12 protein-coding genes are annotated in these 14,700 nt (G+C 61.6%); 3 read left to right on the top strand and 9 right to left on the bottom strand.

Annotated elements, in window-relative coordinates; genetic code table 11:
* Positions 1-72: 72 nt before the first annotated feature.
* The 3 genes from allE to allB all read right to left on the bottom strand — a co-directional run bounded on the left by allE (position 73) and on the right by allB (position 3,560).
* Complete coding sequence (gene allE / locus LGH70_RS00215; RefSeq protein ID WP_226181566.1) at positions 73-819, bottom strand: (S)-ureidoglycine aminohydrolase; 747 nt, start codon at positions 817-819, stop codon at positions 73-75.
* The gene (locus LGH70_RS00210; protein WP_226181565.1) at positions 820-2,136 is read right to left on the bottom strand and encodes an allantoate amidohydrolase; all 1,317 of its coding nucleotides are present in this window, start codon (positions 2,134-2,136) and stop codon (positions 820-822) included.
* A gap of 80 nt (positions 2,137-2,216) precedes the next feature.
* Positions 2,217-3,560, bottom strand: coding sequence for an allantoinase AllB (allB, locus tag LGH70_RS00205; protein WP_226181564.1), 1,344 nt, complete (start codon positions 3,558-3,560; stop codon positions 2,217-2,219).
* 221 nt (positions 3,561-3,781) lie between these two features.
* Here allB and LGH70_RS00200 point away from each other — a divergent pair, with 221 nt between their 5' ends.
* Positions 3,782-5,191, top strand: coding sequence for a urate hydroxylase PuuD (locus LGH70_RS00200; RefSeq protein ID WP_226181563.1), 1,410 nt, complete (start codon positions 3,782-3,784; stop codon positions 5,189-5,191).
* 2 nt (positions 5,192-5,193) lie between these two features.
* Positions 5,194-6,042, top strand: a complete 849-nt coding sequence (locus LGH70_RS00195; RefSeq protein WP_226181562.1) for an urease accessory protein UreD — start codon at positions 5,194-5,196, stop codon at positions 6,040-6,042.
* 115 nt (positions 6,043-6,157) lie between these two features.
* Here the strand turns inward: LGH70_RS00195 and ureG are convergent, their stop codons facing one another.
* The 6 genes from ureG to LGH70_RS00165 form a co-directional block, all read right to left on the bottom strand.
* Positions 6,158-6,910: an urease accessory protein UreG gene (ureG, locus tag LGH70_RS00190; RefSeq protein ID WP_226181561.1), complete on the bottom strand. Its 753-nt coding sequence runs from the start codon at positions 6,908-6,910 to the stop codon at positions 6,158-6,160.
* A 178-nt stretch (positions 6,911-7,088) separates the two neighbouring features.
* The gene (locus tag LGH70_RS00185) at positions 7,089-7,760 is read right to left on the bottom strand and encodes an urease accessory protein UreF (protein ID WP_226181560.1); all 672 of its coding nucleotides are present in this window, start codon (positions 7,758-7,760) and stop codon (positions 7,089-7,091) included.
* A 171-nt stretch (positions 7,761-7,931) separates the two neighbouring features.
* Positions 7,932-9,647 carry an urease subunit alpha gene (gene ureC / locus LGH70_RS00180; protein WP_226181558.1) on the bottom strand — a complete coding sequence of 572 codons (1,716 nt, stop codon included), beginning with the start codon at positions 9,645-9,647 and terminating at the stop codon, positions 7,932-7,934.
* A gap of 30 nt (positions 9,648-9,677) precedes the next feature.
* Positions 9,678-10,121, bottom strand: a complete 444-nt coding sequence (locus tag LGH70_RS00175; RefSeq protein ID WP_226181556.1) for a hypothetical protein — start codon at positions 10,119-10,121, stop codon at positions 9,678-9,680.
* Positions 10,122-10,123: 2 nt separating this feature from the next.
* Positions 10,124-10,882, bottom strand: a complete 759-nt coding sequence (locus LGH70_RS00170) for an urease subunit beta (RefSeq protein ID WP_226181554.1) — start codon at positions 10,880-10,882, stop codon at positions 10,124-10,126.
* 155 nt (positions 10,883-11,037) lie between these two features.
* Positions 11,038-11,637 carry an urease accessory protein gene (locus tag LGH70_RS00165; RefSeq protein ID WP_226181552.1) on the bottom strand — a complete coding sequence of 200 codons (600 nt, stop codon included), beginning with the start codon at positions 11,635-11,637 and terminating at the stop codon, positions 11,038-11,040.
* 279 nt (positions 11,638-11,916) lie between these two features.
* Here LGH70_RS00165 and LGH70_RS00160 point away from each other — a divergent pair, with 279 nt between their 5' ends.
* Positions 11,917-14,700 carry an ATP-binding protein gene (locus tag LGH70_RS00160; RefSeq protein WP_226181550.1) on the top strand — a complete coding sequence of 928 codons (2,784 nt, stop codon included), beginning with the start codon at positions 11,917-11,919 and terminating at the stop codon, positions 14,698-14,700.

Genomic DNA, 14,700 nt, shown 5'->3' with positions numbered 1-14,700 from the left:
ACAACGACTTGTTCTGGAGTGGTAAGGTCCTTCGCGCTGCTCAGGATGACAAATTTTGAAAAGGCAAAGGGCTTAAATCACCGTCGGGAAGCGGTTGACGTTCTTGTAGTAGATGTAGACCGAAGGCACTTTGCCCATGGTGGTGGCCCACTGCTGGCAGTAGGGCGCCATCCAGATAGAGTCACCTTTTTTCACCGGGTACCAGTGCTGGTCGAGCATGTAGATGGCCTCGCCTTCTAGGTAGAGCAGGCCGTGCTCCATGATGTGGGTTTCGACCATAGGCAGGTGGCCGCCCATGTCGTAGGTGAAGATGTTCACGGCCATGTCGAAGCCTAGTTCGTTGGGCAGCAGCTCCTGAATGCGCAGCGCGTCGTTGTTCATGTACACGGGCGCCTTGCTCAAATCCCGCTCGCCAAACAGCACGCCGGGCGTTTCGTGGTCAGCCAGCGGCTCGTACACCTTATGGAACGTCAGCAGCTGGGTGCCCTCCTCGGGGTTTTGGAACAGGTAGCTTTTCCCCACCGGCACGTACACGTACTGACCCGCCGCCAGGGTCTTGTCCTGCCCGTCGATGCTGGCCTGCACCTGGCCTTCCACCACGTAGAAGAAAATCTGGGAAGCCTGAGTCTGGCCTTGCAGCTCGCCGCCTTCGCGCAGCGTGATGATGGTCTGGGCCAAGTGGGCGCCCATCTGCTCGTTGATGATGACGTTGACGGTGCAGTTCGTCCAGCCGGGCACGTTGCTGTTGATGTAGCCGTCGGGGGCAATGATGGCGTGGTTGTGTTTCACCACGGAGCGAGTCAGGGCGGATATTTCCATCTAGTGGGAAGGGGAGGATGAGTAGTGAGAGAAAAGGAGCTGCAAAAACCGCTCGGACACCTGCACGGCGGCCGCTACGTCGGCCAGCTCCACGTTTTCCAGCGGGTTGTGGCTGATGCCCTTGAAGCAGCGGATAAACAGCATCGTGGCGGGCGACACGGCCGAAACCGGCACCGCGTCGTGCCCCGCGCCACTGACGAGCCGCACCACCTCGTGGCCCGATTCCTGGATGGCCTGGGCCAGCAAGGTATTCATTTCGGGGGCGCACGTGACCGGGGCCGTGTACTGAATCAGGTCCCAGTGCAGCGTCAGGTGGCGTTTCTGGGCAATAGCCTGCGCTTTCTGCTGCAGTTCCTCGTAGGCCGTAGCCAGGCGGGCGGCGTCGGCGCTACGCAAATCGAGGCTGCAGACCACCTCGCCGGGAATGACGTTGCTGGCCGCATGGCGCACCTCCAGCTTGCCCACGGTGGCTACCAGCTCGTGCTTATGGGCTACGCCGAACTGCTCGGCGGCCAGCACAAACTCGGCGGCCCCGGCCAGGGCATCCTGGCGCATGTGCATGGGCACCGTGCCGGCGTGGCCGGCCATGCCGCGCCAGGTCAGCTCCACGCGCTGCTGCCCGGCAATGGCCGTTACCAACGCCACCGGAACCCGGTTTTCCCAGAGCACCGGACCCTGCTCGATGTGGGTTTCGAAATAGCCCAGCCACTGGTCACTGGGAATAGCGTCGGCGCTGAGCAGCTGGGTGTTGCCGCCCATCGTGTCGATGGCCTGGGTAAGGGTAATGCCGTGGGCGTCGGTTCTGGCGAGCAGGCCGGGGTCGAAGGAGCCAGTAACAACTTTGCTGCCCAGGTAGGTGGTGTGGTAGCGCACGCCTTCCTCGTCGCTGAAGGCAATCAGCTCGACGTGAAAGGGCAGCTCCACCGCGTTGTGAATGAATTGCTCCAGCAAGTCCAGGCCCATGAGCACGCCCAGCGGCCCGTCGTATTTGCCCGCATTCACCACCGTGTCGATGTGGGAGGCCAGGACAAAGGTTTTGGCTCCGGCCGCCCGGCTCACCAGCCGCCCGCGCACGTTGCCGATGCTGTCGACGCGGGTGGCGAGGCCGGCCGCGTCCATCCAGGATTTAACCAGCGCGCTGCCCTGCAAAAAGGCCGGGGTGCCAAACGTGCGCGTCACGCCCTGCGGGTCTTCGCTGATGGCCGCTAAAGCCTCGATGCGGCGCAGGATTTTCTCGGCCCGGGAAGTGTAGTTGTCGTCCACCAAGTAGGAGTGGGTTAGGGTTGAAAGAGTAGTTAGAACGCGGTAGAGACGCATGATTGCGTCTCAATCGTTGCTGACGGTGTTTGTAGGGCGCGGTGCCAAGTCGTTCTACGACCAGACGCGAGGTTGCATCTCTACATCGTTCTATCAGTCAACAGCTGGCCCTGGTTCAGCGCCAGAAACTCCGGTCGCTCATACACCAACTGCCCGGCCAGAAACGTCTGCTCGACCACGCCGCGCAGCTGCCGCCCCACGTAGGGCGACACTTTGTGCTTGTGCTGCAGCAGTTCCGGAGTGACGGTAAACGTCTGTTCGGGGTCCAGCACCAGCAGGTCGGCGTCAAAGCCCGGGGCAATCTGGCCTTTGCGGTGGCTTTGGCCGATGAGCTTGGCCGGGTTGGAGCTCAGCCAGTGGGCCAGGTCACTCAGGCTGGCGCCGCGGGCCTGGGCGGCCGTCCAGAGCACCGGCAAAGCCAGCTGCAGGGAGGCAATGCCGCCCCAGGCCGTGGTGAAGTCGCCGGTGTCAATCTGCTTGAGGTCGGGCGGGGCGGGGGAGTGGTCGGTGGCCACGAAGTCGATGATGCCCTGCTGTAAGGCTTCCCAGAGCTGGTCGTTATTGGCCTTTTCCCGAATTGGCGGGGCGCACTTAAACTGGGTCTGCCCGTCGGCAATATCCTCGGCGTTGAAAAACAGGTAGTGCTGGCCGGTTTCCACCGTCAGGGGCAGGCCCTTCATCTTGGCTACGGCTACGGCCCCCAGCGAATCGGCCGACGACAGGTGCACGATGTGCACGGGGCAGTTGAACTCCTCGCACAGCCGGATCATCAGATCCACCGCGTCGTCTTCCCACTTGGTCGGGCGCGAGGCCAGGTAGTTCGGGTAGGAGCGTTTGTCGCGCTGCTTCCACTCCGCGTCGTCGGTGGTCAGCTCGCAGTGGACCAGCAGGGGCAAGCCGTGGCGGGCCAGCACGGGCATTACCTGGCGCAAATCGGCCTCGGTGGCGTTAGGGAAATCGTCGATGCCCGAATGGGTCAGAAAGGCCTTGAAGCCCAGCACGCCGCGGGCAATCAGACCTTCCACCTCGGCCGCGTTGCCGGGCACGATGCCGCCCCAGAAACCCACGTTGGTGTGCAGCTGCCCTTGCGTGGCGGCCAGCTTCAACTCGAAGTTGGCTACCGATGTCGTGACCGGGGCCGAGTTCAGAGGCATGTCGACCAGCGTGGTCAGGCCGCCAGCCAGGGCGGCGCGGGTCGCCGTGTTAAAGCCTTCCCACTCGGTGCGGCCCGGCTCGTTGATGTGCACGTGCGGATCGACAAGGCCGGGCAGCACAGCGTGGTTCTGCACGTCGATGACGGGGCAGCCTACGGCCGCGTCGAAAGGCAGAATCTCGGCAATGCGGCCGTCGGCAATGAGCACCTGGGCGGGCTGCTCCCCGGTGGGCAATACCACGCGCTGGCTTTTTATGGCTACCTCTGGCATACGCAACTTACTTTCTGTTTAAATTGGTGGCTTTTCCAAGCCAGTTTTCTTCGACTTTCCCCGCGCAGCACGGGTGTTTCCGGCGGCGCCCAATGACTAAAAAACGGCTTTAGCGCGCTGCTGAAGCTGGTGTTTTGTCGGAAAGCGGAATGCCGGCCCGAAAAGTCCTATTTCTCCCACTTTCCCACGGGCCTCGCAATGAGGTCCGGCTTTCTGATTGCATGACTCACGTTTTACTGTTTTCCGCTTTCCTGCTGGGCCTCGTGCTGCTGCTGGGAGCTACGTACGCATTGCAGCGCTTCGCCAAAGTCGACAAAAGGGGTGGTAAGCTAGGGGAAAATGGCCTGACTATGCAAGGCTTCTCCTATCTTCTTATCCTGCTGACGGTTATTTACGTGCTGGCCGTGTTCTACATTCTGATCAAAGGCACGCCCTGGGAGGGCCACCTGATGGAATGGCTCAACATTGTGGTGCGCCTGATGCACATCACCTTCGGCATTGCCTGGATTGGGGCCTCGTTCTACTTCGTGTTCCTGGAAAACGCCCTGAACCGCACCGACAACGTGCGCGACGAGCTGGCCGGCAACCTCTGGGCCGTGCACGGCGGGGGCTTCTACTACCTGGAAAAGTATAAGCTGGCGCCCAAGGAAATTCCCCGCGACCTGCACTGGTTTAAGTACGAGGCTTATTTCACCTGGCTCTCGGGCTTCAGCCTGCTGTTTGTGGTGTACTACTTCAACGCCGGCTCCATGCTCATCGACCCTAGCGTGCTGGCCATTGCCCCGCTGACGGGCGTGGCCATCGGGGTGGGCTCGTTTGTGGTGGCCTGGCTGGTGTATGACGTGCTCTGCAAGTCGCCGCTGGTAAAGAAGGGGACGTGGTTTGCCCTGCTGGGCTTTCTGGTTATCGTGGGCTTTGCCTGGTTTTACTGCCAGGTGTTCAGCGCCCGGGCCGCCTACATTCACTTCGGGGCCATGCTCGGTACGCTCATGGTGGGCAACGTATTCTTTACCATCATTCCGGCCCAGAAAGCCATGGTGAAGGCCGCCACCCTGGGCCAGCCGCTCGACCCCACGCTGGGTAAAAACGCCCTGACCCGCTCCCTGCACAACAACTACTTCACTCTGCCGGTGCTGTTTGTGATGGTCAGCAACCACTTCCCCAGCACCTTCGGCCACTCCCAGCCCTGGCTGATTCTGGCCGCCATTTCCCTGGGCGTAGCCGGCGTGAAGCACTGGCTGAACCTGCGTGAGAAAAAGCAGGCTACGGTCTGGGTTCTGCCCGCCTCGGTGGTATTCCTGCTGGCCGTGGCTTTCATTTCGGCTCCGCCACAGCAGGCCGCGGGCGGTGCGGCCACCTGCACGCCCAACGTGAGCATCGTGCAGGTAAATGCCATTGTGCAGAGCCGCTGCGTGCAGTGTCACTCGTCCAACCCCACCGACGACGTATTCAAATCGGCGCCCAACGGGGTGAAATACGACACGCCCGAGGACATTATCCGGCTCCAGGATAAGATCATGCAGCGCGTGGTGGTTACCAAAACGATGCCCCAGAACAACAAGACCCACATGACCGAGGAGGAGCGCAACCTCATCCGCTGCTGGATCGAGCAGGGCGCCCAGAACAAATAAGCATGGACGACTGGAGCACCGTGGAGGTAGCGCGGGTGCGGGGTCAGAGCCGGCTCATCACCTGCCACAACCGGCAACCCCTGAAGCTGCTGAACCCTACGTCGCCCACTGCGGCCTGCCATGTGGTGCTCAGCAGCTACGGCGGCGGCATGGTGGCCGGCGACGCTATCCGGCTGCGGATAAACGTGGAAGCCGAGGCCCGGCTGTTCGTCAGCACCCAGGCCAATACCAAGATTTTCAAGTCGCTGGATGGAGCGGTAGCTGAGCAGCACGTAGCCGGCACCGTAGCCGCCGATGCCCTGGCCATCGTGTTTACCGACCCGGTGGTGTTGCAGGCGGACAGCCGCTACCGCCAAATCCAGCACTGGACTTTGCACCCCGAAGCTACCCTGCTGCTCATCGACTGGTTTCACTCGGGCCGCATGGATCAGGGCGAAAAGTTTGCCTTCACCAGCCTGCACTCCGAGCTGCGCGTGCATCGCGGCGACAGGCTCGTGCTGCTCGACAAGCTCAGCTTCGAGCCCGAGCACCACATTGCCACCTCGCCGGCCAACTTCGCCGGCTACCAGACCTTCTTCTCCCTATATCTGGTTGGTAATCCCGAAGACGGCTTGTTCCAACGCCTGGCCGCGCGGCTGGAGCAGCAAAAGATGCCCGGCGGCACCGGCCCGCACTTCCAGATCAGCAGCCAGCAGTGCGTGGTGGCCGTGTCGCGGGCCAAGGACGACGTGTACGTGCTGCGCGCCGCCGCCCATAGCCGCGCCGCCTTGCAGCCCTTGTGTGAGCAGATATTGGAAGAGTTGGCTGCGGAAGACATGCTGGGCTACAACCCGCTGCTGCGCAAGTACTAGCCCGCGGGAGGGCTGCGGATTTGCGTCTTATTCTGGAAAGGCTATCTGCGCAGGTGTTTTCTGACTTCGCTACCGCCCCCGGGCTCCAAACCATTTGTTTTTGGCTCCGGGGCAGTTACCGCCGGTCTTCGCGCACGGAGGCCAGAGCGCGGGCTTTGGCTTCTTTGATGTGATTGATAATCTCGTCGAGGCCGTGGCCGTCGATGGCGCGGGCGAAGAGGAAGGGGCCTTCGCCGCGCATCTTGCGCGAGTCGCGCTCCATCACGCCCAGATCGGCTTTTATCAGGTCCTTTAGGTCTATTTTGTTGATGATGAGCAAATCGGACTGGGTAATGCCGGGGCCGCCCTTGCGCGGAATCTTGTCGCCACCCGACACGTCGATTACGTAAATCGAGTAGTCGACCAGCTCCCGGCTGAAGTGGGCGGCCAGGTTGTCGCCGCCGCTTTCCACGAACAGGAAATCCAGGTTGTTGTCGAAGCGCTGCATCAGGCCTTCCAGCGCGTCCATGTTGAGAGAAATATCCTCCCGAATGGCCGCGTGGGGGCAGCCCCCGGTTTCGACGCCCACAATCCGGTCCTCGCTCAGGGCGCTGTTACGGATCAGGAAGTCGGCGTCTTCGCGGGTAAAAATGTCGTTGGTAACCACGCCCAATTCGTGCTCGTGGCGCATTCTTTCGCACAGGGCCTTGAGCAGGGCCGTCTTGCCCGTGCCCACCGGCCCGCCGATGCCCACGGTGAAGGCACGCTGCCGGAAGTTGCGGTAGGAGGGCAGGCGGCGGGTTTCGCGCTGGGCAAAGTCGCCCGGCGACTCGTAGGCTTCGTGCGTGTGCCCGTGCAGCAGCAGGGCCAGCTTATCGACAAATGCCATAGGGTGAAGTGGTGAAGTAGTGAGATGGTAAGTTGTCGTTGTTTACCCTGTTATCCTGAGCTTTGCGAAGGACCTTATAGGATACGAACGACAGGTATACCAACGACTTTTTCTCGCGTGATAAGGTCCTTCGCAAAGCTCAGGATGACAGACGGAAAATAGCAGACAATTTCAAGGGTTAATTCTGGAACAGCTTGGAGTAAATGTCTTCGTGCAGCACCTGGGCCGCGTCGAGCAAAAAGGCGGAGCGGGTGGCTTCCTGGTAGGTTTTACCCGCTTGCGACGCCAGAATATGCTCGAAGACGGCGTAGAAATCGTGCTGGAGCTGGTGGCCTTCCAGCGGCCCCAGAAACCCCAGCCGGATGGCCGCGCTGAGCTGGTCGCGCAGCAGCATGTGCAGGTACATGGTCTGGACCTGGTCGGCGGCAAATCCCACTTTCTGTAGAGCCAGGGCAAAGACCAGCGTGAAGTGCGGCGGCAACTCGTGCTGACGAAACCAGGCGCTGATGTTGGTTAAGCGGGCTTCGGGATAAAAGGAAACGAGCAGCTTGAGCCAGGTGCGGCCCTGCACCACGCTGGCCTTGTGCAGGGCGGGCACCAGCAGCAGCGCCTCGTATTCCTGGGCCAGCGGCAGTAGCTCCGGGCCTAGTCCCAGTTGAAAGCAGGAGCTGATAAAAGGCAGTTCCAGGCTGCCAATCTGCTGCAAGTGCGAGTAGAGAAAGTTGCGCAGCTCCGACTGCGTTTTGACCAGCCCAAACGTAATGCTGCTTTCCAGGCCGTAGGAATAGGCGAAGGAGCCCGTCGGGATGGACGAATCAATGAGGTGCAGCAGGCGGGCAAATTGGGACATGAACGATGTTCTAATGGGCACCTCACCTCCGACCCCTCTCCAAAAAGGAGAGGGGAGCCGAAGTAGCACGTACAATTTTCAAAAAGCAGAAATAGATAATGAGTGGCTCCCCCTCTCTTTTCGGAGACTCTGCGCTTCAAGCAGTTGCGGCCGGGAAAGTGAGGCGCTGCTCTAAAACAGGCTGTACAGCTGCGCCAAGGGTAGTTTTGTGGCCGGCTCACAGGTCAGATGCACGCCGTCGACGGTCACGCGGTAGGTTTCCGGGTCGACCTGAATGTTAGGCAGAAAGTCGTTCAGGGCCATGTCCTTTTTGGCCACCGTGCGGCAGCCCTGCACCGCCACCACCTGCTTCTGCAGGCCGTAGGTATTTCTCACCCGCTCTACCGAAGCCGCCGACACAAATACCATCGACGCTTTGCCGATGGCCGAGCCCAGGGCGCCGAACATGGGCCGGGAGAAGGACGGCTGGGGCGTGGGAATAGAGGCGTTGGCGTCGCCCATCTGGCTCTGGGCAATGATGCCGCCCTTGAGGATCATTTCGGCCCGTACTCCGAAAAACTGCGGTTTCCAGAGCACCAGGTCGGCCAGCTTGCCTTCTTCGACGGAGCCGATTTCGTGGGCAATGCCGTGGGCCCGGGCCGGGTTGATGGTGTACTTGGCCACGTAGCGCCGGGCCCGGAAGTTGTCGGCCGAGCCGGCCGCGTCTTCGGGCAACGGGCCGCGCTGCTGCTTCATCTTGTGGGCCGTTTGCCAGGTGCGGGTAATAACTTCACCGACGCGGCCCATAGCCTGCGAATCGGAGGAAATGATGCTCAGGGCACCCATGTCGTGCAGGATGTCTTCGGCGGCAATGGTTTCCTGGCGGATACGGCTTTCGGCAAAGGCCACGTCCTCGGGAATGTTCTTGTCGAGGTGGTGGCAGACCATGAGCATGTCGAGGTGCTCGTCGATGGTGTTCACCGTGAAGGGCCGCGTGGGGTTGGTGCTGGAAGGAATAACGTTGGGCTCCCCGCAGATCTTGATGATGTCGGGGGCGTGGCCGCCGCCCGCGCCTTCGGTGTGGTAGGCGTGGATGGTGCGCCCCTTGAAGGCCGCCGTGGAGGTTTCCACGAAGCCGCTTTCGTTGAGCGTATCGGTGTGAATGCAGACCTGCACGTCGTATTTCTCGGCTATGGTCAGGCACTGGTCGATGGCGGCGGGCGTGGTGCCCCAGTCCTCGTGCAGCTTAAAGCCCAGGGCTCCGGCCTCGACCTGCTCACGCAGGCCCTCGGGCTTGGAAGTGTTGCCCTTGCCCAGGAAGCCGAAGTTGAGCGGATACGCCTCAGTGGCCTTGAGCATCATTTCCAGGTAGAAGGCGCCGGGCGTGCAGGTAGTGGCCGTGGTGCCGGCCGCCGGGCCCGTGCCCCCGCCAATCATGGTGGTCAGGCCCGAGGCCAGGGCTTCGGGAATCTGCTGGGGGCTGATGAAGTGAATGTGGCAGTCGATGCCGCCGGCGGTGAGAATCTGGCCTTCGCCGGCAATTACTTCGGTGGTCACGCCCACGGTCATGCCGGGCGTCACGCCGGGCATAATGTGGGGGTTGCCGGACTTGCCGATGCCGCTGATACGCCCGTTTTTGATGCCGATGTCGGCCTTGTAGATGCCGGTGTAGTCGAGCACCAGGGCGTTGGTAATGACCAAATCCAGCGCCTCAGCCTGACTGATGCCCGCGGCCTGGCCCATGCCGTCGCGCAGCACCTTACCGCCCCCGAACTTGCATTCCTCGCCGTACACGGTGTAGTCCTGCTCGACCTGGATGAGCAAGTCAGTATCGCCCAGGCGGACTTTGTCGCCGGTAGTAGGGCCGTACATATCGGCGTAGGCGCGGCGGGAGATGGGTAGGGACATATGTATAAGGTTGAGAAGTACAGGAACAGGTTACTGTCGGTTGCGAATGACAAAATCTGCTATTCGCTCGTTGGCCTTCAGCTCCGGTCGTTCATAGTAGAAAACAGTATCCGTATTGTAGCTGACAGCCTCAGCCGCTGCAATCACGTCGTTGCGGTAGTCTTCGGTGCGGAATGCAAACAGGGTGTATTCTTGCTCTATTTCGTGTCGCAGATTCAGCTCGCGCAAGTTGTCTGGTAAATAAAACACCGGGGCTTTGGCGTCGGAATGCCAACCTTGGAAAAAGGCGGAAACAAAGAAGACGTCTGAAAAGATGATTTCTAGTTCGTGGTTATAGGTTAAGTCTTCGCCACCAGCAATTATTAGATCTGAACCATTGTAGGAAAGCACGTGAAAGTCAAGCCAAAGGTGTTTGCGAATTTCTTGGTCTATCTGCTCGACAACATGGTTGCTATCAGCTGCTTGATTACTCATAGCTACAGTTGCTGGGTTGCAGAACCTGCATCTGCTGCCTTGGCCAAAGCCTTCAGCTTATTCTCCTCACCCAGCCGCCCATCAATCCACCCATTGCCCCCGTACACGATTCTCTCGCCGCCCAGGGCTACCAGCGTCACGCGTTTCCGCTCGCCGGGCTCGAAGCGCACCGCCGTACCGGCCGGAATGTTGAGGCGGAAACCGTAGGCCGCGGCCCGGTCAAATTGCAGGGCGGCGTTGGTTTCGAAGAAGGGGTAGTGGGAGCCCACCTGCACCGGCCGGTCGCCCATATTCACCACTTCGATTTCCACCGTGTTGCGGTTCTCGTTCAGAATCAGCTCACCCTCGGTCAGTTGGTACTCGCCGGGCGTATCGTGGCTGTGGTTGTCGGGCGTCGTTACCACCGGGGCTTTCGTCAGGCCGGAGCCGTAGAGGGCCAGGGCCGGGTCACCGGTTTCGCGGCAGATGGGGTGGTGTACCGTCACGAGCTTGGTCCCGTCGGGGAAGGTGCCTTCCACCTGCACCTCCTGGATCATGGCGGCCACGCCGGGCATCACGTCCTGCAGCCCCAGCAGCAGCTTGCCCTTGTTCATGAGCGTGGCTACCGGCTCCCCGTCGCGGATAAACTCCAGCAGCTGGGTGGCCAGCAAAGCCATGGCTTCGGGGTAGTTCAGCAGCAGGCCGCGGGCGTAGCGCTTCTGGGCCACGAAGCCGGCCTGGTGCAGCACCAGTTTGTCGAGGTCTTTGGGAGTCAGGTGCACGGAATGGGTTGCTGATTGTTAAGTGATACTTGTTTTTTTCGGTTCTGTCATCCTGAGCTGGCGAAGGACCTTATCACGTCAGAACCAGGTCGTTTAAATGGGATAAAGTCCTTCGCCAGCTCAGGATGACAGCTGGAAAAAGAACGATCTAACGGCTACACGTTCTGCGCCACCATCCAGGCCCCGTAGCCGATGCACAGCGCCGAGGAGAGAAAGATGCTGCTGAATTTCAGGTGCTTGTTGATTTTCATGCGCCGCGTGAACGGAATGCTGCACAGCCCGGCCACCACAAACATGCCCAGAATAGAGCCCGCCCCGAACACCAGCATGTACAGAATGCTGGGCAGCACTTGCCGGATTTCGCTCATCACCAGCAGCACCAGCGCCCCGCTGCCCGCCAGGCCGTGCAGCAGCCCCACCGTGTAGGCCAGGCGGTGCTGGTAGCGCGCCGGCCGCACGTTCACGGGCTTGTTCCAGCCCACCAACCGGCTTAGGCCCAGGGCTATTAGCAGCACGCCCACGGCGGCCTCGAAGTAGCCCGAGGTCAGAAAGGTGGCCCGGCTCAGAATAATAACCGAGCCCATCAGCACCAGCATCGTGGTGTGGCCCAGGCCCCAGTAAATACCGTCGCGCAGGGCCAGGGCGATACTGTCGCGGCGCGACACCATGTTGCCCACGGCCAGCAGATGATCCGGTTCGAAGGCGTGGCCCACCCCGGCCACGGAAGCAAACATAATCGGGACTAAAGCTTCCATACGGGACAACGCATACTACAGGCTTGCGGCCTCAATATAGAAGCTGGCCCGGCTTTCCCACAGCGGGCGGCGAATTTTTCCGGGGCACTGCCGCTCGGGCCGGGTCGGGTATATAGCCGGCGGCCAACGTACTAGCCCCGCCGTTTGGCCGGGCCGCAAAAGTGTTTAACCAGTCTTGGCCGCCGTTGGCACGGCCGGGGCGTCGATTCAGCCAAAAAACCCATTTGCTGTCGGTATACTCTATTTCTTGCATAGTTACCCCATGTCGTAGTGCCTCTTATGTCCGAATTTCCTTCTTCCGCCGTTACCCCTTCCCTCGCCGAGTTTACGCAGGCGCAAGAACGTATTGCGCAGTTGGAAACGGCATTGCAGCAGGCCCAGGCGGCCCGGCAGCTGGCCGATGAGCGCATGGCCTATTATGCCGACTACCTGACCGAAGCCGTGGTGCTGCTGAGCGCGGAAGGCCGGGTGCTGCTGCTGAATGAGCCCTACTGCCGCTTCTTCGGCGTGCCGCTGCCCACCAGCCAGTGGGTGCACCGCCCCGCTGCCGAGCTCAGTCAGGCCATCACGCTCTGCAGCGACCAGACCCAGCAGCTGGCCCACGAATTCGAACAGGCCGTGCGCACGGGGCAGCCTTCGCACAGCGTGCAGATCTGCCTGACCAGCGGCCGGGTGCTCGACCGCGACGTGGTACCGCTGCAGGCCCTGGAGCCAGGCTCGACCAACGTGCTGCTGCGCTACCGCGACGTGACGGCCCAGCACCAGGCCATTACCGAGCAGCGCCAGGTGGAAGGCCAGCTGGCCGAGCAGCGTCAGTTCTACGAAACCATTCTCAACGAGCTGCCCGTGGAGGTTGTCGTGCTCGACGAAGAGCAGCGCTACCTCTACGCCAACCCCAGCGCCGTGCCCGATGAAGAGTCCCGGGCCTGGCTGATGGGCCATACCATTACTGAGTTCTGCCAGCGCTACGGCTACCCGCTCGCGCTGGCCGAGCAGCGCCACCGCATGTTCGACCGTGCCCAGCAGGAGCAGGAGCTGGTGCGCTGGGACGACATCACGCCGTACCCCGATGGCACGCGCTGCCACCAGCGCCACTTCAAGTCCATCGTCAGCCCCGACCAGACGCTGCGGTTTATGCTGGGCTACGGCCTCGATATTACCGACCGGGTACACGCCGAGCAGCAGCTGCTGGACCAGCAGAAGTTCACCCAGCAGGTGCTCGATACGGCTCCCAGCCTGATCTACGTGCGCGACAGCCAGGGCAAGCTGGTGTTTACCAACCAGGCCATGCAGCAGCTGCGCGAATTCCAGACGTACCGGCAGCGCGCCAGCCAGGACCCCGCCAGCCCCGTTGCCCGCGAAGAGCAGGAGTATACCGCCGCCGATGCGCACGTACTAGCCACGGGCGAGGAAATTAAGAAGGAAGACCCCTACACGCTGCCCTCGGGCGAAGTGCTCTGGTTCCAGACCATCAAGCGCCCCCTGCGCCGCCCCGACGGGACGGTGGAAGTGTTGGGCGTCAGCACCGACATTACCGACCTGAAGAAAGCCACCGAGGCTGCGCAGGCGGCGGCTACGGCCCGCGAAAACTTCCTGTCCAACATGAGCCACGAGATTCGCACGCCGCTGAACGGGGTGCTGGGCATGGCCGGCCAGCTGGCCAAAACCCGCCTGGATGTGCGCCAGCAGGAGCTCCTGACCGTCATCCGCTCCTCCGGGCAACACCTGCTGGGCGTGCTCAACGACGTGCTCGACATGGCCAAAATCACGTCGGGCAAGCTGGAGTTTGAGCAAAGCGCCTTCAACCTGTGCGACTCCATGGGGCAGGCCGTGGAGCCCCTGGTGGTGCTGGCCACCGACAAAGGCCTGGAGTTTAAGGGCACGCCCCTGCGCGAGAGCTGCCCCAACTCCTGGGTAGTAGGTGACCCATTCCGCCTCAACCAGATTCTGATCAATCTGGTATCCAATGCCATCAAGTTCACTGAGCGGGGCACCATCACGGTGGGCGGCTACTTCCTCAGCGAAACCGATACCCACCTGACCACCGAGTTCCGCGTGACGGATACCGGTATCGGTATTGCCCCCGATAAAATTGCCCGCATCTTCGAAGGCTTCACCCAGGCCTACGCCGATACCACGCGCCGGTTTGGCGGCACCGGGCTGGGCCTGAGCATCAGCCGCGCCCTGGTTGAAAAGCTGGGCGGCTCGCTGCGGGTAGAAAGTGAAGTGGGCCGGGGCAGCACCTTTTCCTTTACGCTCACGCTGCCCAAAGCCGAGGCCCCGCGCCTGCGTAAAGAGGAGGTTGTGGATAACGGCTCGTTGGCCGGCCGCCGCGTGTTGCTGGTCGAAGACAACGAAATAAACCGCGACGTGGCCCGCCTCATGCTGGAGGAGTGGCAGGTGGAGGTAGATGAAGCTCCCGATGGCCTGGTGGCCGTGCAGATGCACGCCGAAAACGCCTACGATGCCGTGCTGATGGATATTCAGATGCCCAACATGAACGGCCTGGAGGCTACGGCCCGCATCCGGCAGCACCCCGAGCAGCTGCGCGCCCAGGTCCCGATTCTGGCCCTGACGGCCAATGCCTTCCGCGCCGATAATGAGCTGTATCTGGCCGCCGGTATGAATGACTGCCTGGCCAAGCCGTTTGAGGAAGATACGCTTTACCAGAAGCTGGTGAGCCTGATTGCCGCCACGCCCACCGGCGGCACGCGCAGCTACGACCTGGCCAGCCTGCGCGAGCTGGCCCGGGGCAAGCAGGCTTTTGTCGATAAGATAATCCGCTCGTTTCTGCGCAATATTCCCGATACGGTGCAGCAAATCCGGCTGGCGGCCGCCGAAGGGCAATGGACTCACGTGGCCGAGCTGGTGCACCACATCAAGCCCAACCTGGTGCAGCTGGGCGTAGAAGGCGTAGATGAGGCGGTGAAACAGCTGGAGCAGGCCCGCCAGGGCCTCGGCAGCTCGGAAACCCGCACCGCCGCCGTCAGTCACCTCACCACCCGCCTCGACCGGGTGCTGCAGGAGCTGCCCGACGAGCTGACGACCGAATCGGAAGACTAG

The organism is Hymenobacter nitidus, assembly GCF_020447315.1.
Classification (GTDB): domain Bacteria; phylum Bacteroidota; class Bacteroidia; order Cytophagales; family Hymenobacteraceae; genus Hymenobacter; species Hymenobacter nitidus.
Note: the sequence above shows the minus strand (reverse complement) of the source record. Positions and strands in the feature narration are given on the sequence as shown.